Below are 23,102 nucleotides of genomic sequence, written 5' to 3' on the forward strand. Positions count from 1 at the left end.
ACGCCCGCCCCCGGCGAACGCGCCCCAACGGGGTGAGGATGGACCCCATGTCCTCCTCCGGCCCGTCGGGCGCAGACCCCGAGACGAGTACCCCCGGTCACTCCGAACTCCTCGCGCGGCACGAGGCCGCCCTGGACCTCTTCGACCGGAGGGTCCACGACATCCTCGACGACCAGTGGGACCACCCCACCCCCTGCACCGACTGGAACGTCCGCGACCTCGTCGCCCATCTGGTCTCCGAACAGCTCTGGGCGCCCCCGCTGCTGGCCGGGGAGACCATGGAGTCGGTCGGCGACGCCCTCGACGGCGACCTGCTCGGCGAGGACCCGGTCGGCGCCTGGGAGGCCGCCGCGCGCGGCGCCCGCGAGGCGTTCGCCGCCCCCGGCGCGCTCGACCGGACCGTGCGGCTCTCCTACGGGCCGAGCCGCGCGGACCACTACTGCGGCCAGATGACCACCGACCTGATCATCCACGCCTGGGACCTGGCCCGCGGCATCGGCGCCACCGAGCACCTCCCGCCCGAACTGGTCTCCTTCGCCGACCGCGAGACCGCCCCCTACGCGGGCGACCTCTCCGGCAGCGGCGTCTTCGCCCCGCCCCTCACCCCGCCCTCGGGCGCCGACCCCCAGACCCGCCTCCTGGCCCGGCTGGGCCGGGAGGCGTAGCCGCAGAGATTCAGCGAGACGCGGCCGCCGCCGTCGTGAAGACGCCCACCAGGGCCTCGTTGAAGGCCGGCAGGTCGCGCGGGGTGCGGCTGGTGATCAAGGTCGTCGGTCCGCCGGAGTCGACCCGGACCGCCTCGTCCACCCAGGTGCCCCCGGCGTTGCGGATGTCCGTCGCCAGGCTCGGGTACGAGGTCAGGGTCCGGCCCCGTACCGTTCCGGCCTCGATCAGCATCCACGGGGCGTGGCAGATCGCGGCGATCGGCCGACCCTGGTCGACGAAGTCCTTCACCAGGCCGACGGCGTCCGCGTCGGTGCGCAGGTGGTCGGGGTTGGCCACGCCGCCCGGCAGGACCAGGGCGTCGAACATGCCCGCCGACACCTCGCCCACCACCTGGTCGACGACGAAGCGGTCCCCCTTCTCCAGATGGCGGTAGGAGAGCACCTCGCCCGGCCAGGTCGACACCAGCACGGCCTCTCCACCCGCCTCGGTCACGGCCTGCCACGGCCCGGTCAGTTCGCTCTCTTCCACGCCCTCGGGGGCCACCAGGAATGCGACACGCATCGGCGTTCCCGCCCTTCGAATCCTCGTCCCGGTCTCTCCGGCCCGCCCGTCCGGCGGTCCGGGGTGGCCTGCCCGCCGCCATCCGGGTGTCCTTCCAGGGTCGCGCGGACCGCCCCCAGGAGCAAAAGGGCCCGGGGGACGGTCCGCGTCCCCTCCCTCAGGCGTCGGCCCGGGCCTCCACCACGGCCGTCGCCAGCTGCTGCACGTTGCGGTACGTGGTCTCGGCGGGCAGCGGCGCCAGCAGCGCCACCACCTCGTCCGGACAGTGCCCGGCGTCCAGCACCCTGGCCAGCTCCGGCGCGCGCGCCGGGAAGGGCGTGCGGCCCAGCCGCCGCCCCAGCTCGTGGCGGACCTCCGCGATGTCCGGGTGCGCCCCCAGCGGGTCGCCGGGCTCCGCGTCGTGCCACTCCTCGGACCGGGTCGGATGGCCCGACCTCAGGTAATCGCGCAGCTCGTGCTTCATCCCCTCGTCGCGGTGGACGCTCATCCGGTCACTGCCTCGTTGCATGCTGTGCCCTTCTGTACGGGTCCGTTCTGCGGTACGGCCGTCGCGGGCGCCGGGCCCGGGCGGCCGTGGCCCCACGCGTACCCGGGGCACCCGGGCCGAACCGTCCCGGCCCGGCCGCGCCGTTCCCCGGATCGGAGGCCCCCGGTGGTGGGCGGGCCCGGGGCGCGGCACAGTGCGAGAGGGGTAATGCGTTCGAGCGGAGGTACGGCGGATGGAGAGTGCCCTGGAGGGCCATGGCCCCCTCCGGTACGGGCCACCCGTACCGGAGCCGGGCCTGCCGGTCGTGCCCGAACTCGCCGTCGTCCTCGCCGGCGCCGCCGGCCGCCCGCACGCCGAGCCCCCCGGCGGCGGCCCCGCCCTCCTGGCCGCCGCCCGGGGTTACTGGGCCCGGCGCGGCCTCGCCGCCGACCCCGCCCTGCTCGCCGCCGCCCCCGGCGCGCCCGCCCTGCTCCTGGCCCTGACCGCCGCCGTCGGCGGCGACGTGCTGCTGCCGCGGCCCTGCCCGGCCTGGTGGGCACCGCAGGCCCGGCTGCTGGGCCGCCCGACCTACTCGGTGCCCTCGCCGGCCGCCTGCGGCGGCGTCCCCGACCCGTACGCCCTGCTGGAGACGGTCCGCCGGGTCCGGGACGAGGGCGGTGACCCGCGGCTGCTGGTCCTCGCCGTCGCCGACGACCCGACCGGCACGGTGGCGGTGCCCGAGGTGCTGAGCCGCGCCGTCGAGGCCGCCGCCGAGGAGGGGCTGCACGTGGTCAGCGACGAGACCTGGCGGGACACCGTCTACCGGCCCGAGGACACCACCGTCGTCGGGCCGGCCGAGATGCTCCCCGACGGCGTCACCGTCCTCTGCGACCTCTCCGGCGGCTGGCTCCCGCCGGGCTGGCCCGCCGCCGTCGCCCGCTTCCCCGACACCGGCGCCGGCGCCCGGTTGCGGGCCCGCTGCCTCGACATCCTCACCGCCGTCGACGCCGCCCTTTCCACCCCCGTCGCCGCCGCCGCCACGTACGCGCTCGGCGAACCCCGCGAACTGACCACCCGCCTGGCCCATGCCGTGGCCCTGCACGGCCGCCTCGCCGGCGCCCTGCACTCCGTGCTGCACGCCGCCGGCGCCCTCGTCCGCCCGCCCCAGGCCGGCCGCCACCTCTACGCCGACCTGGCACCGTTCGCCTCCGCCCTCGCGGCCCGCGGGGTCACCGATGCCCTGGAACTGGAGAACGACCTCACCGCCCGCCTCGGCATGCCCGCCCCCGGCGGCCACCGCTTCGGCGACGACCTCGCCGAGCTCCGCGTCCGGCTCTCCACCGGCCCGCTCCTCGGTGCCGACGAACGGGTCCGCGCCGACCTGCTCACCGGTGCACCGGACCCCCTCCAGGCGGCCCCCGTGCGGCGGGCCCTGGACCGGGTGGCCGAGGTCTTCGGCGCCCTCGCCGCATCCCCCGCCGGAGCAGAGGAGGCCCCCCGATGACCGAGCAGCGCGACCCCGTCCCGGCGCCCGCGGCCCTCGCCCCGGCCCCCGCCGTGCCCATCCCGCCCGAGCCCGCCGCCCCCGGGCGCCGCCCCCGCCGCCGCTCCTACCGCGACCGCCTCACGGCGCCGCTCCCGGGGGTCCGCGCCGTGACCCGGCTGGCCCGCGAGGCAGGCGCCCTGCGCCCCGGCGCCGAGGCCCGGCGCGACGTACCGCTGCTGCCCTGCGCACCGGCGCCGCTGCCCCCGGCGGGGCCCGGCACCCTGGCCCTGACCTGGGCCGGGCACGCCAGCTGGGTGCTGCGGATCGGCGGGCTGACCGTGCTCACCGACCCCGTCTGGTCGTACCGCATCCTCGGCACCCCGCCGCGCGTCACCCCCGTCGGCGTCCCCTGGGCCTCCCTGCCGCCGGTCGACGCCGTCGTCATCAGCCACAACCACTACGACCACCTGGACGCCCCGACCCTGCGCCGCCTGCCGCGCACCACACCGGTCCTGGTCCCGGCCGGGCTCGCGCGCTGGTTCCGGCGCCGCCGCTTCACCCGCGTCCACGAGCTGGACTGGTGGCAGGGGTGCGAGATCGGCGGTGTGGCCTTCGACTTCGTCCCCGCCCACCACTGGTCGCGGCGGGGCCTGCTCGACTCCTGCCGCACCCTGTGGGGCGGCTGGGTGCTCACCGACCCCCAGGGCCGGAAGGTGCACTTCGCCGGCGACACCGGCTACGGCCACTGGTTCACCGAGATCGGCCGCCGCCACCCCGGTATCGACCTCACCCTCATGCCGATCGGCGCCTACGCCCCCCGCTGGTGGCTGCGGGACGTCCACTGCGACCCGGAGGAGGCGGTCACCGCCTGCGCCGACCTCGGCGCCCGCCGGATGGCCCCCATGCACTGGGCGACCTTCCTGCTCTCCGCCGAACCCGTCCTCGAACCCCTCACCAGGGTCCGGGCCGCCTGGGCCCGCACCGGCCGCCCCCGCGAGGACCTGTGGGACCTGCCGGTCGGCGGCTCCCGCACCCTGTGACAGCCGAGGCCCCCTCCCGTACGCCCCGTCGCCTCAGCGGGCGGACGACGCCGTCCCCCGCAGCCGCCGCCACAGCCCGGGGGCCGCGCTGATCAGCACCGTCAGCACCACCGCCGCCGCCACGCCCTCCCACGGCTCGGCGAAGAGCGACCCGCCGACGATGCCGATGAGCTGGTACGTCGCCGTCCACGCCAGGCACGCCGGGCCGTCCGCGCGGGCGAACCGGGCCAGCGGCATCCGTGCCAGCAGGCAGGCCAGCATCACCGGGACGCGCCCCGCCGGGATCAGTCGGGAGAGGATCAGCACCGTCACGCCGTGGTCCTCCAGCCTGGCGCGGGCCTGCTCCAGCCGGTCCGGCGCCGCCCGCTGGCGCAGCGCGTCCAGCCACCGCGAACCGCCGCGCGAGCGCACCCCCCGCTGCCCCAGCCGGTACAGGACCAGGTCGCCGAGGAAGGCCGCCAGCGCCGAGACGAGGAAGAGCACCAGCAGCGTCAGCGGCGCCGCCTGCTGGAAGGCGACCGCGGCGGCCCCGCTGACGATGGCCCCCGTCGGCACCACCGGCACCAGCGCGCCCAGGAGGATCAGCAGGAAGAGCGAGGGATAGCCGAGGGCCTGCTGCGTGGCGGCGTCGGGCACCTCGGCGGCGCCGAGCACCACCAGCACCGGCAGCGGCGAGGCGTTCACCGGCCGGTCCCGGGCCGCACGCTCTCCCCGTGGCCCAGCAGGTGCACCCGCACCCCCGGCGCGGCCACCGCCGCCTTGCGGACGAACTCGGCACCGGGGGAGTGGAACTCGTGCGGCCGCACCGCGTCCATCCCTACCGGCCAGTACGTCCCGTAGTGCACCGGCACGGCGGCGGCCGGGGCGAGCCGGCGCAGCGCCTCGGCGGCCCGGGCCGCGTCCAGGTGGTGGTGGCCCAGCCCCGGACCCCAGCCGCCCACCGGCAGCAGCGCCACGTCCACCGGTCCGGCCTCCTCGGCCATCGTGTCGAAGAGCCCGGTGTCCCCGGCGAAGTACGTCCGCGCCTCCCCGCTGACCACGAAGCCCAGCGCCGGCGAGCGGCGCGGTCCGACCGGCAGCCGCCGCCCGTCGTGCAGTGCGGGGACCGCCCGGACCGTCACGGCACCGACCTTCTCGGCGTCCCCCGGCCCGACCTCCACCAGGTCCAGCCGCGCCAGCCGCCGCAGCCCCGGCACGGCCCGGACCGCGCCCCTGGGTACCAGCAGTCTCGTGCCCGCCGCCAGCCGGGCCAGCGACGGCAGATGGAGGTGGTCGGCGTGCAGGTGCGAGACGAGGACCGCGTCGGCGACCGCCGCCCGGGCCGGCGGGAGCGCGCCCCGCCGCCGCCGCAGATGGGCCAGCCGCCGCGCGAAGACCGGGTCGGTCAGCAGCCGCACCCCCGAGTCCTCCACCGTGCAGGTGGCATGACCCCACCAGGTGATCTCCACCGTCCGCGCACTCCCTTCCTGCGGCCCGCCGTCCCGCGCCACCCGGACGGCGGACGGCCGGAAGACCGCTCTCCACGAGCCTAAGGGCCGGGATAGGGTCGGCGGACGCCAGCCCGGCCGGGCCGCAGCCCGGCGGGGGACGTCAGGGAGGACGCCATGGAGGACGCCGTGGAGCAGCCGCCGCACCCGCGGGCGGCTGCCATCGCCAGCCTCACCCCGCTGGAACACCTGGACCGGGACCCCTTCCTGGTCGACACCCGCAGCCAGCAGGACATGTGCGCCCGCTGGGCCGCCGCCCACGACCACGTCATCACCCGCGAGCTGCTGCTGCACGGGCTCGCCCCCGACCACCCCGAACTCTGGGCCGACTTCGACGCCGGGCGGGTCGACCTCTTCCTCACCCCCAGCCTGCGCGTCCTCGGCCAGGCCGTCAGCTGCGCCGAGGAGTTCACCGCCCTCTGCGAGCGGCGCGGCGCCCGCGTCGTCACCGCCGACCTCGCCGAACCCCAGTACGGGCCCCGCTCCAAGGCCCGCGTCCACCGCCGCCTCTCCATGCCCACCGCCGGGTACGACGGCTGCTGACGGCACCAGGCCGGCGCATACCGGAACGGACCGGCCGAAGGCGGTGTGAAACGCTGGACCGGGCCCGACGGGCGGGACCCACCGGGGTGACGAGGTGAGGGCAGGCGTGGCGGAGAGGCCGTGGCGGGGGTTCGCGGGGGCGCTGTGGCGGATGGGAGCGGTCTGGGCCGTCTCCACCGTCACCATGCTGGTGCTCGCCGGCCTCCTGCCCGACTTCCGCCTCCAGTCCGCCGACGGCGACAGCCCCACCCGGATCGGCATCACCGCCGCCGTCGGGGCCGGGGTGTTCGGTGTGCTCTCCGCACTGGTCTGGCCACTGGTCGTCCGTGCTCTGCTGCTGGTCCCCGCCCTCGTCCTGGGCCTGCTCGCCTTCGCCCTCAACGGCTCGCTGCTGACCCTCGCCCTCTGGCTCATCCCCGACGGGCGGGGCGCCGCGGCCCCCGAGACGGCGGTCCTGGTCGCCGCCGTCATGTCGGCGGTCGCCTCCGGCACCGGCACCGCCCTCGCCGTCCGCGACGACAACGCCTACCGGCGGCGCCTCTACCGCCTCTCCGACCGGCGCCGCCGCCGCGCCCTCCCGGTGCCCGCCACCCCCGGCACCGTCTTCCTCCAGCTCGACGGCGTCGGCCACGACGTCCTCGTCTCCGCCGTCGCACGCGGTCTGCTGCCCACGGTCGCCCGCTGGCTCGGCCACGGCACCGCCCCCGCCACCCACCGCCTCACCCCCTGGCGCACCGACTGGTCCAGCCAGACCGGCGCCAGCCAGCTCGGCATCCTGCACGGCACCACGTACGACATCCCCGCCTTCCGCTGGTACGAGAAGGACCGGCGCCAGGTCATGGTCAGCAACCGGCCCGCCTCCGCCGCCGAGCTCCAGCGGCGCGCGGTGCGCCGGACCGGCGACGGCGGGCTCCTCACCGACGACGGCGCCAGCCGCGGCAACCTCTTCAGCGGCGGCGCCGGCCAGGTGGCCCTGGTCCTGTCGGTCTCCGCCCGCCGCGAGCGCGGGCAGCGCTCCCGCGCCGGGTACTTCGCCTACTTCTCCGACCCCGCCAACGCCGTGCGCACCGCGATGTCCTTCGCCGCCGACGTCCTGCGCGAAATGGCCCAGTCGACCCGCTCCCGGCTGCGCGGGGACACCCCGCGCGTGGGCCGGGGCGGGCTCTACCCCTTCGTGCGGGCCTTCGCCACCGTCGTCGAGCGGGACGTGGTCGTCGCCGCCGTCATCGGCGACATGCTGGCCGGCCGTACCGCCGTCTACGCCGACCTGGTGGCCTACGACGAGGTCGCCCACCACTCCGGCCCCACCGGCCGCGACGCCGACCAGGTCCTCGCCCGCCTCGACCGCTCCCTGGCCCTGGTCGAGAAGGTCGCCGAACACGCCCCGCGCCCCTACCGCCTGGTCCTCCTCTCCGACCACGGCCAGAGCCCCGGCGAGACCTTCCGCTCCCGGTACGGCCTGACCCTCGCCGACCTCGTCCGCGCCGGCTGCGGTCTGCCCGTACCCCGCCGCGCCCGCCGCACCCCCAGCGGCGCCGAGGCCCGCGCCGCCGTGCGGGCCGCGCTCCACCGCCCCGTCGAGGAGGGCCGCGAGGACGAGGCCCGGCCGCGCCGCTCCGAACCCCTCGTGCTCGCCTCCGGCAACCTCGGCCTCGTCTCCTTCCCCGACGTGCCGCACCGGATGAGCCGCGAGGAGATCGACCGCCGCCACCCGGCGCTGCTCACCACCCTCGCCGCCCACCCCGGTGTCGGTTTCCTGCTGGTGCGCAGCGAGGAGCACGGCGCGGTCGTCCTCGGCGGCGGCCAGGACGTCCCGCTGGCCGAGGCCGGCCGGCCCGGCGGTCCGCTGGAGCCCTTCGGCCCCGGGGCCGCCGAGGCGGTCCGGCGTACCGACGGCTTCCCGCACACCGCCGACATCATGATCAACTCAGCCTGCTTCCCGGAGACCGGTGAGGTCCACGCCTTCGAGGAACAGATCGGCTCCCACGGCGGCCTCGGCGGTGCCCAGAGCCACCCCTTCCTGCTCTCCCCGCTCGCCCTGGCCGACCCGTCCCCGGCCGACGGCACCGTCCTGACCGGCGCCGAACAGGTCCACGCCGTCCTGCGGAGCTGGCTGGAGGCGACGTCGCCCGGCCCCCGTCCGGACCCCGGGCACGGCCACCGCCCCGGTGGTGCCCCGGCCGAGCCGCCACCGGGCACCGCCGCCTGACGGCAGCGGCGACGCGCGGGTGTACGCGCCCCTTGCCCGGTCCCGTTGTGATCGGATGGGCCCGGGGCCGGCATCCCGCCGGTCCGCCGTGATGAAGGGAACTCACCGATGGCCACCACGCGTTCGGCCCACACCGTCTGGGAAGGCGACCTGCTCAAGGGCAGCGGGACCGTCTCGTTCGACTCCTCCGGCATCGGCGACCAGCAGGTCTCCTGGCCGTCCCGCGCCGAGGAGGCCAACGGGAAGACCTCCCCCGAGGAGCTCATCGCCGCCGCCCACTCCAGTTGCTTCTCCATGGCCCTCTCCAACGGCCTGGCCAAGGCGGGCACCCCGCCGACCCGCCTCACCACCTCCGCCGACGTCACCTTCCAGCCCGGTACCGGCATCACCGGCATCCACCTGAAGGTCGAGGGCGAGGTCCCCGGCATCTCCGCCGAGGACTTCGAGGCGGCCGCCGCCGACGCCAAGGCCAACTGCCCGGTCAGCCAGGCCCTGGCGGGCACCACGATCACCCACAGCGCCAAGCTGGCCTGAGCAGCGCCCCGGTGTGCGGGAGGGACGCCCCCTCCCGCACACGGGCACCACCCCCGCCGCGCCACCTGCCGCTCGTCAGGCGCGCGGTACCGCCGCAGCGAACCTGTGGGTCAGGCGGGTGTACGGCACCAGGGCGATCAGGACCATGCCGACCACCGCGCGGGTCCGGTGGAGCACGGGCACCCCGCTCATCAGCCCCACGTCCGGGCTGAGCCGGAAGAGGCTGCGGGCCCAGGGCACGACGGTGTCGCGGTACTCGCACCCCGAGCTCGGCCCACCTGCCCAGGACCAGGCACGTCACCTTGTCGTTCGCGGTGGTGGCCCGGAAGTCCGGGGCCCGGGTGCGGCGGCGGTGGACCAACGGGGCACGGACACCCCTCGACGGGGTGGGGGACCGGGGTACGGGCCCGGCGCACGTCACCGGGCCCCCGCCCGGCGGGCGCCGCGTGCCCCCGTACGATCCGAGGGCCGGGCCCCGGCGGCCCGGCGCACCGCCTGTCCGCACCGCACCGAGAAGGACCACCGTGCCGATCTACGCCGTCACCTACACCTACGCCGACGACTCCGCCGCCGCCCGCGACACCCACCGCCCGGCCCACCGCGCCTACCTCGGCACCCTCTCCGAGCAGGGCGTCAACCTCGTCTCCGGCCCGTTCGGCGCCGACGAGCAGGCCGGTGCCCTGCTCCTGTTCCGCGCCGGTTCGAAGGACGAGGCGCGCGCCCTCACCGAGAAGGACCCGTTCCGCGTCGAGGGCCTGGTCGCCCGCACCGACGTGGCCGAGTGGCTGCCGGTGCTCGGCCCCCTCGCCCAGTCCTTCGAGCCCAGCTGAGCCGTCCCGCCCTCGGCGCGCCGCCGCCCGGCGGGCGCCAGGGCGCGATCCCCCGCGCACCCGGGCGAACCCCAGGCGCGCATCAGCCGGGGAGCGCCGCCGGTGTGGCAGGGTGACCCCGACCGCAGTCGCACCGGCAGTCGTACCGAAGGAGGCAGGTCATGACCGCCGACCCTCTGCCGCACCAGCAGATCGAGGACCGGCTCGCCCAACTCCCCGGCTGGGCCCTGGAGGACGACGGGATCACCCGGACCTACCGGCTGGGCTCCCACTTCGCCGCCGCCGCGCTCACCACCCACATCGCCCAGGTCCAGGACGAGCTGAACCACCACTCCGACCTGGCCCTCGGGTACGACACCGTGCGGCTCGCCGTACGGACCCACAGCGCCGACGGCGCGATCACCGCGCTCGACCTGGACCTCGCGGCCCGGATCGAGCAACTGGCACCGGCCCACGGAGCGCACTGACGTGCTGGACTACACACGCGAAGCCGCCGTCTACGACGCCACCCGCGGCGGCGTCCCCCGCGCCAGGGCCGCGGCCGAGGCGGTCCACGCCCTGCTGCCCGCCACCGCCCGCGACCACCTCGACCTCGCCTGCGGCACCGGCCTGGTCAGTGAGCGCATCGCCCAGCCCGGCCGCCGCGTGGTCGGCATCGACCTGGCCCCCGGCATGCTCACCGTGGCGGCCGGACGGCTGCCCGGCGCCGCGCTGCGCGCCGACTGCCGCCGCCTGCCCTTCGCCCCCGCCGCCTTCGACTCCGTCTCCGCCGTCTGGCTGCTCCACCTGCTGTCCGACGCCGCCCCCGTGGTGGCCGAGGCGGCCCGCGTGCTGCGCCCCGGCGGGGTCTTCGTCACCACCGTCGACAAGGCCGACGCGCACGACGTCGGCAGCGACATCGACACCCTGGTCGGCCCCTATCGGCTGTGCCAGGTCGCCGACGCGCACGCCACCGTCACCGCCCTCGCCGAACAGCACGGCCTCACCCCTTGCGGCGAGGCCCTCTTCCAGGGCCACGGCCAGGGGCGCACTCCCGCCGAACTGGCCCGCCGGGTCCGCGCGGGCGACATGTTCCGCGAGGGGGGCAGTGCCCTCGCCGCGCGCCTCGCCGCCCTCCCCGACCCGGACACTCCGCGCCCCGAGCCGGTCTTCCGGCTGATGGCGTTCCGCGCCGCCTGACCCGTACGCCCCGCCTCCACTTGCCGGAACGGCAACACGACTGGCCCGCTCGCCCCGCCCGTACCAGGCTGGACGCCAGCACCGAGCGAGCGGAAGGCGACGTACATGAGTGAGCGGCACGAGGGCGGGCACGGCCACGGGCATCACGGGCACGGGGAACTCGACTGGTCCGTGATGGGGCCGGTCCTGGAACAGGAGGCGGAGGTCAGCCTCCCGCTGTACCGGGAGATCGCCGACTGGGCCGCCGAGCGGAGCGACCGGGTCCCCGGCCCGGTCGTCGACGCGGGCAGCGGCCCCGGAGTGGTCTCCGCCCTCCTCGCGGAGGTCTTCCCGGACCGCGCGGTGTACGCGGTCGACGCCGAGGAGGCGCTGCTGGAGCGCGCCGCCGACCGGGCGCACCGCACCGGTCTGCGGGGCAGGCTCCACACCCACCGGGCCGACCTCCCCGGCGGCCTCGACGCGCTGCCCGCCGCCTCGCTCGTCTGGGCCGGGCGCTCGCTGCACCACGTGGGCGACCAGCGCGCCGGGCTCGCCGCCTTCGGCCGGGCGCTGGTCCCCGGCGGACACCTCGTCCTGCTGGAGGGCGGCCTGCCGCCGCGCACCCTCCCGCGCGAACTGGGCTTCGGCAGGCCCGGGCTCGAGTCCCGGCTGGACGCCGTCCAGGAGGAGTGGTTCGCCGGCATGCGGGAGTCGCTGCCCGGGAGCGTCAGGGAGACCGAGGACTGGCCGGCCCTGCTGGAGGCCGCCGGGCTGCGGCACGTCGCCACGCGCAGCTTCCTGCTCGACCTGCCCGCACCGGCGACCTACGAGACCCGCGCCCACCTGATCGCCCAGTGGCAGCGCAGGCTGGAACACGTCGAACTGGACGCCGCCGACCGCGCCACCGCCGACCGCCTCCTCGACCCCGAGGACCGCGCCGGGCTGTACCACCGGCCCGACCTCTTCCTGCTCAGCGCCCAGACCGTCCACCTGGCCGAACGCGCGGAGTGAGACGGGCCCGTACGCGTGGGTGCCCCGCACCTCGGCGGTGCGGGGCACCCACGCGTGCCGGGACGGGCGGTCAGCCCTCGTTGAACCGGGCCGGGTCCGGACCCAGCCGGCGGTCCTCGTTGAGGGCCCTGATCGCGGCCATGTCCTCGGTGTCCAGCTCGAAGCCGAAGATGTCGATGTTCTCCACGATCCGCGACGGGGTGACGGACTTCGGGATGGCGACGTTGCCGAGCTGGACGTGCCAGCGCAGCACCACCTGGGCGGGGGAGACGTTGTGCTTCCGCGCGACGGCGACGATCGCGGGCACCTCCAGCAGGCCCTTGCCCTGGCCGAGCGGGGACCACGCCTCGGTGGTGATGCCCTGCTGGTCGTGGTACTCCCGGGCGGCCCGCTGCTGGAGGTGGGGGTGGAGCTCGATCTGGTTGACCGCGGGGATGACCGAGGTCGCGTCGATCAGCCGCTCCAGGTGCTCCGGGAGGAAGTTCGAGACGCCGATGGCGCGGGCCCGGCCCTCGGAGTAGATCTTCTCGAACGCCTTGAAGGTGTCGACGGCGGTGTCCTTGGCCGGCATCGGCCAGTGGATCAGGTACAGGTCGACGTGGTCCAGGCCCAGCTTCTCCAGCGAGGAGTCGAAGGCGCGCAGCGCCGCGTCGTAGCCGTGGTCGCTGTTCCACAGCTTGGTGGTGACGAAGAGTTCCTCACGGGGGATGCCGGAGCGGGCGATCGCCTTGCCGGTGCCCTCTTCGTTCCCGTAGGCGGCGGCGGTGTCGATGGAGCGGTAGCCCGCGTCCAGGGCCGCGCCGACAGCGCTGAACGCCTCGTCGTCCGGTACCTGCCAGACGCCGAAGCCCAGCTGGGGCATCTCGACGCCGTTGTTCAGGATGATCGGGGGAACCTTGCTCACGAGCGATCGTTCCTAACGTGGTCGGTGGGGACTCCCATGGTCGACTATGACCCGCCCGCTCGCATTCCCACCGGCCGCCCCCCTCGCGCCCCCGCGAGTTCCCCCGCCCGGCCGCCTCCCGTCACGCGGACACCGCGTCAGGCGCGGTACAGCGCCTCCAGCTCGGCGGCGTAGGACTCCTCGATCGCCTTGCGCTTCAGCTTCAGTGACGGGGTGAGCAGGCCGCGCTCCTCGGTGAACCGGTGACCCAGGATGCGGAAGGCGCGGATCGACTCGGCCTGCGAGACGAGGGTGTTGGCGGTGATGACGGCCCGCCGCACCTCCGTCTCCAGATCCGGGTCGCGCACCAGCTCGGCCGGGGTCAGCTCCGGCTTGCCGCGCATCGCCAGCCAGTGCGCCACCCCCTCGGCGTCCAGGGTGATGAGCGCGGCGACGTACGGCCGGTCGTTGCCGACCACGACGCACTGGGCGACCAGCGGATGGTCGCGGACCCGCTCCTCCAGCGGCCCGGGGGTGACGCTCTTGCCGCCGGAGGTCACCAGGATCTCCTTCTTGCGGCCGGTGATCGTCAGATAGCCGTCCTCGTCGAGCCGGCCGATGTCCCCGGTCGCCAGCCAGCCCTCGCGCAGCACGGCGCGGGTGGCCTGCGGCGCGTTGAGGTAGCCGTGGAAGACGTGTTCGCCGTGGAGCCACACCTCGCCGTCGTCCGCGATGCGCACGGTGGTCCCCGGCAGCGGCAGGCCCACGGTGCCGTACCGGGGCCGTTCCGGCGGGTTGGCGGTGGCGGCGGCGGTCGACTCGGTCAGGCCGTACCCCTCGTAGACGGTGATGCCGGCGCCGGCGAAGAAGAGGCCGAGCCGCCGGTTCATGCCCGAGCCGCCCGACATTGCGTGCCGCACCCGGCCGCCGAGGGCCTCCCGCACCCGCGAGTAGACCAGCTTGTCGTAGAGCTGGTGCTGCATCCGCAGCCCTGCCGCCGGACCGTGCCCGGTGCCGGAGGCGCGCGCCTCCCACGCCTCCGCGTACCGCACGGCGACGTCCACCGCCTTGTCGAACGGCCCCTGCCGCCCGTCCCGCTCGGCCTTGCGCCGCGCCGAGTGGAAGACCTTCTCGAAGACGTACGGGACGGCCAGCACGAAGGTCGGCCGGAAGGCGGCCAGGTCCGGCAGGAGCGTCGCCGCGTTCAGCTCCGGCTGGTGCCCGAGCTTGACCCGGCCCCGGACCGCCGCCACCTGCACCATGCGCCCGAAGACGTGCGCCAGCGGCAGGAACAGCAGCGTCGAAGCCTGGTCGCCGGGGCGGGAGTGGAAGACCGGCTCCCAGCGGCTGATCGCGGTGTCCGTCTCGAACATCAGGTTGGCGTGGGTGATGACGCAGCCCTTGGGCCGGCCGGTGGTGCCCGAGGTGTAGACGAGGGTCGCGGTGGTGTCGGGGGTGACCGCCCGCCGGTGCCGGTGGACCGTCTCGTCGGTGATCTCCGCGCCCGCCTCGACCAGGCCCGTCACCGCGTCCGCGTCCAGCTGCCACAGCCGGCGCAGCCCGGGCAGCCGGTCCACCACCGAACCGATCGTCATCGCGTGGTCCTCGTGCTCGACCATCGCCGCCGACACCTGCGCGTCGTGCAGCATCCACGCGACCTGCTCGGCCGAGGAGGTCGGATAGACCGGCACCACCTGCGCGCCGACCGTCCACAGCGCGAAGTCGAAGAGCGTCCACTCGTACCGGGTACGGCACATGACGGCGACCCGGTCGCCGAACCGTACGCCGTCCGCCAGCAGACCCTTGGCCAGCGCCAGCACCTCGTCCCGGAACCGCGCCGAGGTCACGTCCCGCCACCGGCCGTCGGCGTCCTTGCGGGCCAGGGCGACCCGGTCCGGGTCGGTGTCGGCGTGGTCGAAGACGACATCGGCGAGACCGCCCACCGGTGGGGCCGACGCCGACGGGGGAGAGGTGGACTCGCGCACGCGCTGCTCCTGGGGGGAAGCCTGCCTGAAAGCCCTGGAAGCGCGGTGACGCTACCCCAGTCGTGTCCCGGGCGGGAGAGGCGGAACACGCCCGCCGCCACGGCGTACGCACTGGTCAGCCGGGGAGACGCGGCCACAACGGGGAGGGCGGGACAGCATACTGACCCACCGGTGAGTGGAGTCGGGCCGTTCTGCACCGGATCTGTGCAGAACGGTCACCCGGGACGGGCTTCGGGAAGGGGCCTTCACCGCCCACACCGGCCCGTGAGACCCAGCCCGGCTCACGCAGGCTGTCGCCGGCCGTGATGACAGTCAGAACGGTGTACGGGATTCCCGATCGCAGGCCGGCGGGGCATGCTGGGGGCGCCCCTCCGGCGCCGCGCTCCCCCACCGGTGACCGGCCCTTTCGTGCCGCCCGCACCCCTCGGACGGCGCCCGTACCGACCGGGAAACACCGTGACACGCCCGCGCCGGCGGCTGAGACCGCCCGTCGACCCGTACATCCTGGCGCTGCTCGGGATGGTCCTCCTCGCGACGCTGCTCCCCACCCGCGGGGTGGCCGCCGAGGCCGCCTCCGGAGCCTCCACCGTCGTGGTCGGGCTGCTCTTCTTCCTCTACGGCGCGAAGCTCTCCACCCGCGAGGCGATGGACGGAGTGCGCCACTGGCGGCTCCACGTCACCGTGCTGGCCTGTACCTTCGTCGTCTTCCCCCTGTTCGGGCTGGCCGCCAGGGGGCTGGTTCCGTGGCTGCTCACCCCGGCGCTGTACAGCGGGTTCCTCTTCCTGTGCCTGGTGCCCTCCACCATCCAGTCCTCGATCGCCTTCACCTCGATCGCCAAGGGCAACGTGCCGGCCGCCATCTGCGCCGGATCGTTCTCCTCGCTCGCCGGGATGGTGCTGACCCCGCTGCTCGCGGCGGTGCTACTGGGCTCCTCCGGCGGCGGGTTCTCGGCCGACTCCGTGCTGAAGATCGCCCTCCAGCTCCTCGCGCCCTTCCTCGCCGGGCAGTTTCTGCGGCGGTGGATCGGCGGCTTCCTCGCCCGGCACAAGCGGATCGTCGGCTACGTCGACCGGGGCTCGATCCTGCTCGTCGTCCACACCGCCTTCAGCCAGGGCGTGGTCGCCGGGATCTGGCAGCAGGTGACCTGGCCGCGGCTGCTCGCGCTGCTCGCCGCCGAGGCGGTGCTGCTCGCCGTGCTGCTCTCGCTGACCTGGTACGGGGCGGCACGGATGGGCTTCGGCCGGGGGGACCGGATCGCCATCCAGTTCGCCGGCTCCAAGAAGTCCCTCGCGGCGGGCCTGCCGATGGCCACGGTGCTCTTCGCCTCGCACGCCTCGCTGGCGGTGCTACCGCTGATGCTCTTCCACCAGATGCAGCTGATGGTCTGCGCGGTCATCGCCAGGCGCCGTGCCCGAGACCCGGAGGCGGCCGGGGAGCCGGCGGTGGTGGCGGGCCCCGGCGCGGCCTGACCGTCCGGGCCGCCGGTCAGCCGGCGTCGGCCGGCAGCGCGATCCGCTCCTCGCCCGCGTACACGTTCATCGACGCCCCGCGCAGGAACCCGACCAGCGTCATCCCGCTCTCCCGGGCCAGTTCGACCGCGAGGGAGGAGGGCGCGGAGACCGCGGCCAGCATCGGGATGCCGGCCATCACCGCCTTCTGCACCAGCTCGAACGAGGCGCGCCCCGACACCAGCAGCACCGAGTCGCCCAGCGGCAGCCGCCCCTGCTGGAGGGCGCGCCCCACCACCTTGTCGACGGCGTTGTGCCGCCCCACGTCCTCGCGGAGGTCGACCAGTTCCCCTTCCGGGGTGAACAGCGCCGCCCCGTGCAGGCCGCCGGTGCGGTCGAAGACCTGCTGGGCCGCGCGCAGCCGGTCGGGCAGCACGGAAAGCTGGGCGGGGGAGAGGCGGACCCGGTCCTCGCCGGTCAGCGGGTGGCGGGTCCTGGTGCGGACCGCGTCCAGGCTGGCCTTGCCGCACAGGCCGCAGGAGGACGAGGTGTAGACGTTCCGCTCCAGGGAGATGTCCGGCAGGGCGACCCCCTCGGTGAGCCGCACGTCCACCACGTTGTAGGTGTTGGAGCCGTCGGCGGTGGCGCCCGCGCAGTAGACGACGGAGGCCAGTTCCGAGGCGTCGGCGAGCACCCCCTCGCTGACCAGGAAGCCGACGGCGAGCGCGAAGTCGTCCCCCGGGGTGCGCATGGTGACCGCCAGCGGCTTCCCGTTCAGCCGGATCTCCAGGGGCTCCTCGGCCACCAGGGTGTCCGCCCGCGCGGAGACGGCACCGTCCCGGATGCGCAGGACGCGGCGGCGTTCGGTGACTCGGCCCATGGAACGGTCCTGGTTCTGTGCGTACGGCGGCCCGGTGGGCCCTGCGGGGGAGAGCGCGCGAGCACCCGGCCGGGGCGCGGGGGCGGCGCCCGCTCTCCACAGTGCCATTCTCCTCCGGGGACACCGCCACGAACCGGGCCGGGGCCGCGACAGGTCTGACCGGGGCGCCGGCGGCAGGCGCCGGCCCGGCCTCCGCCGCGCCGGTGCCCCCCCGTAAGGAGGCCACCGCCCATGACCGCCCGCTGACGCCCCCTCGCCCGCGTCGCACCCTGACGGCCTGCGCCTGGCTCTCGGCCGGAGTGCCGCTCCGCCGCGGCCTGGACGGCGGAGGGCCAAGGCCGCACAGCTGTTCACCGGTTGACCCCGACGCGGGAACGCGGGGCGCGGCGGGTGAGCGATGTCTCCAAGGGTCGTGCCCGAATCCTGTGGCATCACCTGCCCCGCTACCCGTGAGTCGCTGACCAGACTGGAGGGTCCGTTCGCCATCCGGACACAAGGGGGACCCCGTTCCATGATCGGCACCCGCATCGCCGCCGTCGGCCACTACCAGCCCGCCCGGGTACTCACCAACGAGGAACTGGAGGAGATGGTCGACACCAGCGACGCGTGGATTCGCAGCCGGGTGGGCATCCGCACCCGGCGGATCGCGGGCCCCGACGAGCCGGTGGACGAACTGGCGGCGCACGCCGCCGCCAAGGCCCTGGCCTCCGCGGGGATCGACCCGGCCGCCGTCGACCTGGTCGTGGTCGCCACCTCCACCGCCATCGACCGCTCCCCGAACACCGCCGCCCGCCTCGCCGCCCGGCTCGGCATGGTCTCCCCGGCCACCCTCGACCTCAACGTGGTCTGCGCCGGATTCACCCACGCCCTGGCCACCGCCGACCACGCGGTGCGCGCCGGTGCGGCCGAGCGCGCCGTGGTCGTCGGCGCCGACAAGATGTCGCAGGTCGCCGACTGGACCGACCGGGGCACCTGCGTCCTGGTCGGCGACGGGGCGGGGGCCGCCGTGGTCACCGCCGACCGCGCGGAGCGCGGCGGTGCGGGCATCGGCCCCGTCCTGTGGGGCTCGGTCCCCGGCCTCGGCCACGCCGTCCGCATCGAGGGCACCCCGCCCCGCTTCGCCCAGGAGGGCCAGAGCGTCTACCGCTGGGCGACCACCACGCTGCCGCCGATCGCCCGCAAGGTCTGCGAGCGCGCCGGGACCGCCCCCGAGGAGCTGGCCGCCGTCGTCCTCCACCAGGCCAACCTGCGCATCATCGAACCGGTCGCCGCCAAGCTGGGCGCCGTCAACGCCGTCATCGCCAAGGATGTCGTGGAGTCCGGCAACACCTCGGCCGCCTCCATCCCGCTCGCCCTCTCCAAGCTCGTCGAACGAGGCGAGATCAGCACCGGCGACCCCGTCCTGCTCTTCGGCTTCGGCGGCAACCTCTCCTACGCCGGCCAGGTCGTCCGCTGCCCGTGACCGCCGTCCGCCACCTGGGAGGACGGCCTGAGCGCCGGGTGCCCGGGGGCGGGTGCGGCGGGAGGAGCGACCCCCGGCTTTGTCCTGAGAATGGAAAAAGTCGGGGGTAATTCCCGCTCAACTTCTTCCCACGCCCGGCGGGCACTGCTACGTTCCCCTCGAAAGCGCGAGCGGTGAGCCCGGCGGACCTCGGCGAGGGGCGCCCACGGCGCCACCCCTCGCAGAGGTTCCCCGCACCGTCAGGCCAGGGGGAGGGAGGGGCGCGTGAGACGCATGACCGCAAGACCCGCCAACGCACACCAGGCGCGCCTGCTGCGGCTGCTCCGCGACGGTGGCGCCCACTCCCGCGCCCAACTCGGCGAGGAGGTCGACCTCTCCCGCTCCAAACTCGCCGTCGAGGTCGAGCGGTTGCTGGAGACCGGCCTCGTCGTCGCCGACGGCCTCGCCGCCTCGCGCGGCGGACGCCGCTCGCACAACATCCGCCTCGCACCCCGTCTGCGCTTCCTCGGCGTCGACATCGGCGCCACCTCGGTCGACGTGGCCGTCACCAACGCCGAGCTGGAGGTGCTCGGCCACATCACCCAGCCGATGGACGTCCGTGAGGGGCCGGTCGCCGTCTTCGAGCAGGTCCTCGACATGGCCGAGAAGCTCAAGGCGTCCGGCCTCGCCGAGGGGTTCGACGGAGCCGGCATCGGTGTGCCGGGCCCGGTCCGCTTCCCCGAGGGCATCCCGGTCGCCCCGCCGATCATGCCCGGCTGGGACGGCTTCCCGGTCCGTGAGGCACTCAGCCAGGAGCTGGGCTGCCCGGTCATGGTCGACAACGACGTGAACCTCATGGCCATGGGCGAGCAGCACGCCGGAGTCGCCCGCACCGCCCGCGACTTCCTCTGCGTCAAGATCGGCACCGGCATCGGCTGCGGCATCGTGGTCGGCTCCACCGTCTACCGGGGTACCACCGGCAGCGCCGGCGACATCGGCCACATCCAGGTCGAGCCGGACGGCCTGCCCTGCGCCTGCGGCAACCAGGGGTGCCTGGAAGCCCACTTCAGTGGCTCCGCGCTGGCCCGCGACGCCGAACAGGTGGCGCGGGAGGGCCGGTCGCCCGAACTGGCCGCCCGCCTGGAGGCCGCCGGACGGCTCAGCGCCGCCGACGTGGCCGCGGCCGCCTCCGGCGGCGACACCGCCGCCCTCGAACTGATCCGGCGCGGTGGCTGCCACACAGGCCAGGTCATCGCCGGCCTCGTCTCCTTCTTCAACCCCGGGCTCGTGGTGATCGGCGGCGGAGTGACCGGCCTCGGCCACACCCTGCTCGCCGCCATCCGCACCCAGGTCTACCGCCAGTCGCTGCCGCTGGCGACCGGCAACCTGCCCATCGTCCTGGGCGAGTTGGGGCCCGCCGCCGGAGTCATCGGCGGCGCCCGGCTCATCAGCGACCACCTGTTCTCGCCGGCCTGACCGGTCCGGCGCGCACCACCCCGCCCGGCCCCCCGGACGGACGCACCACGGCACCACCCGCAAGGCCGCACCACCGCTAGGCGCACCCCGCCCCGGCCGAGCCGCGCCGGAACGGGGCCGTACCCGCAGCCGTACCCAGGAACCACCGCACCACCCGCGCCCCCTCCGGGCTCCCGGGACCGCCGTGCCCGCGCCCGCCCCGTACGAAGCAGCTCCCGTACCGCAGCCGCCCGCCCCTGACCCGTTCCGCACCACCGGCACCGTCAGCACCCGTACCCGCAGCAGCTCCGCACCGCCCACGCACCGCACCACCGCGCCGTCGGCGCGCGGTCCGCCCTGCCCGCACACCGGCCGTCATCCGCCGAGGGGAACCGCCATGGCACCAGAACCGCCCCTGCTCACCATGTCCGGCATCGCCAAGTCCTTCCCGGGCGTCCGCGCCCTCGACGGGGTGGACCTGGAGGTCGCCGCCGGTGAGGTCCACTGCCTCCTCGGCCAGAACGGCGCCGGGAAGTCCACACTCATCAAGGTGCTCGCCGGAGCCCACCAGCCCGACGAAGGCACCATCACCTGGCGGGGCGAGCCGGTCACCCTCAAGTCGCCCCTCGCCGCGATGCGCCTGGGCATCGCCACCATCTACCAGGAACTCGACCTGGTGGAGGGGCTGAGCGTCGCCGAGAACGTCTACCTCGGCCACGAGCCGACCAGCGCCGGGTTCATCGTCAGGGGCGCCGTCGCCCGTGCACGCGCGGGCGCCCTGCTGCGGCGCCTGGGACACCCGGAGATCGACGCCGCCACCCTGGTCGGCGACCTCTCCGCCGCCCACCAGCAGATCGTCTCGATGGCCCGCGCCCTCTCCCACGACGTCCGCCTCATCGTCATGGACGAGCCCTCGGCCGCCCTCGACCCCGACGAGGTCGCCAACCTCTTCCGAGTCGTCTCCTCGCTCACCTCCGAGGGCGTCGCCATCGTCTACATCTCCCACCGGCTGGAGGAGATCCGCCGGATCGGCGACCGGGTCACCGTCCTCAAGGACGGCCGCGCCGTCGCCCGGTCGCTGCCGGCGGACGCCACCCCCACGCGTGACATCGTCTCCCTCATGACGGGCCGCACCGTCGAGTACGTCTTCCCGCCCCGGCCCGCACAGCCCGCCCCGGCGGACACCGCACCGGTGCTGACGGTCGAGAACCTCTCCAGGCCCGGCGAGTTCGAGCCGCTCGACCTCCAGGTGCGGCCCGGCGAGATCGTCGGCCTCGCCGGACTCGTCGGCTCCGGCCGCTCCGAGATCCTGGAGACCGTCTACGGCGCCCGGAGACCCGCCACCGGCCGGGTCGCGGTCGACGGCGACCGGCTGCGCGGCGGCAGCGTCCGCGCCGCCGTCCGCGCCGGCCTCGGACTCGCCCCCGAGGAGCGCAAGGCGCAGGGCCTGCTGATGCTGGAGTCGGTCACCCGCAACGTCTCCGTCTCCGCCCTCTCCCGCTTCTCCCGGGCCGGGTGGGTCGACCGGGGCCGCGAACGCGCCGAGGCCCGCGCCGCCACCCGCGAACTGTCGCTGCGCCCCGACAACCCCGAGACCCCGGTCCGCACCCTCTCCGGCGGCAACCAGCAGAAAGCGGTCCTCGCCCGCTGGCTGCTGCGCGGCTGCCGGGTGCTGCTGCTGGACGAACCGACCCGAGGCGTCGACGTGGGCGCTCGCGCCGAGCTGTACGCGGTGATCCGCCGGCTCGCCGACGACGGCCTCGCCGTCCTCCTCGTCTCCAGCGAGGTCCCCGAAGTGCTGGGCCTCGCCGACCGCGTCCTGGTGCTCCGCGAGGGGCGGGTGGTCCACGAGGCGCCCGCGACGGAACTCGACGAACACCGCGTACTGGATCTGGTGATGGAAGGGACCCCGACGACATGACGCAGCCTGCCCCCTCGGATCAGCTGGGCGGGCCCGGTGCCGGCCCGCCGCGCGAACTCGGCAAGGACGACCCCGGCCCCGCCGCCCCGGCCGGAACGCGGTTCTTCCGCCCGGACCTGCGCACCCTCGCGCTGCTCGGGGTGCTCGCCGCCCTGATCCTGGTCGGCGGCATCACCCGCCCCGACGAGTTCCTCGCCACCACCAACCTCCAGCTGGTGCTGGTCCAGTCCTCGGTGATCGGCGTGGTCACCGTCGGCATGACCTTCGTGATCATGTCCGGCGGCATCGACCTCTCGGTGGGGGCCATCGTCGCCCTCTCCTCGGTCTGGGCGACCACCGTCGCCACCCAGGACTTCGGCTTCGCCGGCATCCTCTTCACCGCCGTCCTGGTCGGCCTCGGGTGCGGCCTGGTCAACGGCGTGCTCATCGCGTACGGCCAGATGGTGCCGTTCATCGCGACGCTCGCCATGATGGTCTCGGCGCGCGGACTCGCCCTGCTGATCACCGACGGCAACACCCAGATCGTCACCGTCGATCCGGTGCTGGAACTCGGCTCCCGCAGCTCCTACGTCCTGGGCGTCCCGCCGCTGGTCATGGCCTTCGCCGCGGTCACCCTCGTCGGCTGGCTCCTCCTCAACCGCACCACCTTCGGCCGGCGCACCGTCGCCGTCGGCGGCAACGCCGAGGCCGCCCGGCTCGCCGGGATCGACGTCCGCCGCCAGCGCCTCTACCTCTACCTGCTCTCCGGCCTGTGCTGCGGGATCGCCGCCTTCCTGCTGGTGGTCCTCTCCGGCTCCGGCCAGAACACCAACGGCAACCTCTACGAACTCGACGCCATCGCCGCCGTGATCATCGGCGGCACCCTGCTCACCGGCGGACGCGGCACCATCGTCGGCTCCGTCCTCGGCGTCCTGATCTTCACCACGATCACCAACATCTTCGCGCTCAACAACCTCCAGAGCGACGTCCAGCAGATCGCCAAGGGCGCCATCATCGTCGTCGCCGTGCTGGTCCAGCGCCGCTCCGCCCGGCACACCACGTAGCGCGCTCCGCGCCTGCCCCCGCCGAGCACCGCCCCACGAGCCGCATCCCGGAAG

Annotated in this window: 23 protein-coding genes; 15 read left to right on the top strand and 8 right to left on the bottom strand. The window is 75.1% G+C overall.

The window, feature by feature from the left end; all coding sequences use genetic code 11:
• Nucleotides 1-47: 47 nt before the first annotated feature.
• Complete coding sequence (locus ACSLIC_RS23440) at nt 48-665, top strand: TIGR03086 family metal-binding protein (protein ID WP_436739676.1); 618 nt, start codon at nt 48-50, stop codon at nt 663-665.
• Between the two features lie 10 nt (nt 666-675).
• Here ACSLIC_RS23440 and ACSLIC_RS23445 read toward each other — a convergent pair whose 3' ends face one another.
• Together ACSLIC_RS23445 and ACSLIC_RS23450 are read right to left on the bottom strand one after the other, a co-directional pair.
• Nucleotides 676-1,227: a type 1 glutamine amidotransferase domain-containing protein gene (locus tag ACSLIC_RS23445; protein ID WP_436739677.1), complete on the bottom strand. Its 552-nt coding sequence runs from the start codon at nt 1,225-1,227 to the stop codon at nt 676-678.
• A gap of 157 nt (nt 1,228-1,384) precedes the next feature.
• Nucleotides 1,385-1,735, bottom strand: a complete 351-nt coding sequence (locus ACSLIC_RS23450) for a DUF2795 domain-containing protein (RefSeq protein WP_436739678.1) — start codon at nt 1,733-1,735, stop codon at nt 1,385-1,387.
• Between the two features lie 211 nt (nt 1,736-1,946).
• Between ACSLIC_RS23450 and ACSLIC_RS23455 the strand changes: the two genes are divergently transcribed.
• Both ACSLIC_RS23455 and ACSLIC_RS23460 read left to right on the top strand, forming a co-directional pair.
• The gene (locus ACSLIC_RS23455) at nt 1,947-3,197 is read left to right on the top strand and encodes an aminotransferase class I/II-fold pyridoxal phosphate-dependent enzyme (protein ID WP_436739679.1); all 1,251 of its coding nucleotides are present in this window, start codon (nt 1,947-1,949) and stop codon (nt 3,195-3,197) included.
• Nucleotides 3,194-4,219 carry an MBL fold metallo-hydrolase gene (locus ACSLIC_RS23460; protein ID WP_436739680.1) on the top strand — a complete coding sequence of 342 codons (1,026 nt, stop codon included), beginning with the start codon at nt 3,194-3,196 and terminating at the stop codon, nt 4,217-4,219. Before ACSLIC_RS23455 ends, ACSLIC_RS23460 begins: the two co-directional genes overlap by 4 nt.
• Nucleotides 4,220-4,252: 33 nt before the next feature.
• On the opposite strand, the gene ACSLIC_RS23465 is transcribed toward ACSLIC_RS23460, so the two are convergent.
• Together ACSLIC_RS23465 and ACSLIC_RS23470 are read right to left on the bottom strand one after the other, a co-directional pair.
• Complete coding sequence (locus tag ACSLIC_RS23465; RefSeq protein ID WP_436739681.1) at nt 4,253-4,903, bottom strand: DedA family protein; 651 nt, start codon at nt 4,901-4,903, stop codon at nt 4,253-4,255.
• The gene (locus ACSLIC_RS23470; protein ID WP_436739682.1) at nt 4,900-5,667 is read right to left on the bottom strand and encodes an MBL fold metallo-hydrolase; all 768 of its coding nucleotides are present in this window, start codon (nt 5,665-5,667) and stop codon (nt 4,900-4,902) included. The genes ACSLIC_RS23465 and ACSLIC_RS23470 overlap by 4 nt, the downstream gene beginning before the upstream one ends.
• A gap of 156 nt (nt 5,668-5,823) precedes the next feature.
• Here ACSLIC_RS23470 and ACSLIC_RS23475 point away from each other — a divergent pair, with 156 nt between their 5' ends.
• From ACSLIC_RS23475 to ACSLIC_RS23485, 3 genes are all read left to right on the top strand, one after another.
• Nucleotides 5,824-6,249, top strand: coding sequence for a hypothetical protein (locus ACSLIC_RS23475; protein WP_436739683.1), 426 nt, complete (start codon nt 5,824-5,826; stop codon nt 6,247-6,249).
• Between the two features lie 151 nt (nt 6,250-6,400).
• Nucleotides 6,401-8,458 (top strand): phage holin family protein, encoded by a 2,058-nt coding sequence (locus ACSLIC_RS23480; RefSeq protein WP_436740458.1) that lies wholly within the window; start codon nt 6,401-6,403, stop codon nt 8,456-8,458.
• 108 nt (nt 8,459-8,566) lie between these two features.
• Nucleotides 8,567-8,992 carry an OsmC family peroxiredoxin gene (locus tag ACSLIC_RS23485; protein WP_100453595.1) on the top strand — a complete coding sequence of 142 codons (426 nt, stop codon included), beginning with the start codon at nt 8,567-8,569 and terminating at the stop codon, nt 8,990-8,992.
• 75 nt (nt 8,993-9,067) lie between these two features.
• Here the strand turns inward: ACSLIC_RS23485 and ACSLIC_RS23490 are convergent, their stop codons facing one another.
• Entirely contained in the window at nt 9,068-9,232 is a 165-nt protein-coding gene (locus tag ACSLIC_RS23490) for a respiratory nitrate reductase subunit gamma (RefSeq protein WP_436739684.1), read from the bottom strand.
• Nucleotides 9,233-9,516: 284 nt separating this feature from the next.
• On the opposite strand from ACSLIC_RS23490, the gene ACSLIC_RS23495 reads away from it, so the two are divergent.
• The 4 genes from ACSLIC_RS23495 to ACSLIC_RS23510 all read left to right on the top strand — a co-directional run bounded on the left by ACSLIC_RS23495 (nt 9,517) and on the right by ACSLIC_RS23510 (nt 11,991).
• Nucleotides 9,517-9,822, top strand: coding sequence for a YciI family protein (locus ACSLIC_RS23495; protein WP_436739685.1), 306 nt, complete (start codon nt 9,517-9,519; stop codon nt 9,820-9,822).
• A gap of 161 nt (nt 9,823-9,983) precedes the next feature.
• Entirely contained in the window at nt 9,984-10,289 is a 306-nt protein-coding gene (locus tag ACSLIC_RS23500) for a 4a-hydroxytetrahydrobiopterin dehydratase (protein ID WP_436739686.1), read from the top strand.
• 1 nt (nt 10,290) lies between these two features.
• The gene (locus ACSLIC_RS23505; protein WP_436739687.1) at nt 10,291-11,001 is read left to right on the top strand and encodes a class I SAM-dependent methyltransferase; all 711 of its coding nucleotides are present in this window, start codon (nt 10,291-10,293) and stop codon (nt 10,999-11,001) included.
• Nucleotides 11,002-11,106: 105 nt separating this feature from the next.
• Entirely contained in the window at nt 11,107-11,991 is an 885-nt protein-coding gene (locus ACSLIC_RS23510; RefSeq protein WP_436739688.1) for a class I SAM-dependent methyltransferase, read from the top strand.
• Nucleotides 11,992-12,061: 70 nt separating this feature from the next.
• Here ACSLIC_RS23510 and ACSLIC_RS23515 read toward each other — a convergent pair whose 3' ends face one another.
• The gene (locus tag ACSLIC_RS23515; protein ID WP_436739689.1) at nt 12,062-12,895 is read right to left on the bottom strand and encodes an aldo/keto reductase; all 834 of its coding nucleotides are present in this window, start codon (nt 12,893-12,895) and stop codon (nt 12,062-12,064) included.
• 137 nt (nt 12,896-13,032) lie between these two features.
• A complete protein-coding gene (locus ACSLIC_RS23520) occupies nt 13,033-14,859 on the bottom strand; it encodes an AMP-dependent synthetase/ligase (protein ID WP_436739690.1) in 1,827 nt (608 codons plus the stop codon).
• A gap of 456 nt (nt 14,860-15,315) precedes the next feature.
• Between ACSLIC_RS23520 and ACSLIC_RS23525 the strand changes: the two genes are divergently transcribed.
• Nucleotides 15,316-16,329: a bile acid:sodium symporter family protein gene (locus ACSLIC_RS23525; protein WP_436739691.1), complete on the top strand. Its 1,014-nt coding sequence runs from the start codon at nt 15,316-15,318 to the stop codon at nt 16,327-16,329.
• A 16-nt stretch (nt 16,330-16,345) separates the two neighbouring features.
• Here the strand turns inward: ACSLIC_RS23525 and fdhD are convergent, their stop codons facing one another.
• Entirely contained in the window at nt 16,346-17,188 is an 843-nt protein-coding gene (gene fdhD / locus ACSLIC_RS23530) for a formate dehydrogenase accessory sulfurtransferase FdhD (protein WP_436739692.1), read from the bottom strand.
• A 511-nt stretch (nt 17,189-17,699) separates the two neighbouring features.
• On the opposite strand from fdhD, the gene ACSLIC_RS23535 reads away from it, so the two are divergent.
• The 4 genes from ACSLIC_RS23535 (at nt 17,700) to ACSLIC_RS23550 (ending at nt 23,048) form a co-directional block, all read left to right on the top strand.
• Nucleotides 17,700-18,650: a beta-ketoacyl-ACP synthase III gene (locus ACSLIC_RS23535; protein WP_436739693.1), complete on the top strand. Its 951-nt coding sequence runs from the start codon at nt 17,700-17,702 to the stop codon at nt 18,648-18,650.
• A 273-nt stretch (nt 18,651-18,923) separates the two neighbouring features.
• Nucleotides 18,924-20,105: an ROK family protein gene (locus ACSLIC_RS23540; RefSeq protein WP_436739694.1), complete on the top strand. Its 1,182-nt coding sequence runs from the start codon at nt 18,924-18,926 to the stop codon at nt 20,103-20,105.
• A 376-nt stretch (nt 20,106-20,481) separates the two neighbouring features.
• Nucleotides 20,482-22,005, top strand: coding sequence for a sugar ABC transporter ATP-binding protein (locus tag ACSLIC_RS23545; protein WP_436739695.1), 1,524 nt, complete (start codon nt 20,482-20,484; stop codon nt 22,003-22,005).
• The gene (locus tag ACSLIC_RS23550; protein ID WP_436739696.1) at nt 22,002-23,048 is read left to right on the top strand and encodes an ABC transporter permease; all 1,047 of its coding nucleotides are present in this window, start codon (nt 22,002-22,004) and stop codon (nt 23,046-23,048) included. The genes ACSLIC_RS23545 and ACSLIC_RS23550 overlap by 4 nt, the downstream gene beginning before the upstream one ends.
• Nucleotides 23,049-23,102 lie beyond the last annotated feature (54 nt).

It is taken from the genome of Streptomyces sp. BBFR102 (assembly GCF_051397025.1).
GTDB lineage: Bacteria > Actinomycetota > Actinomycetes > Streptomycetales > Streptomycetaceae > Streptomyces.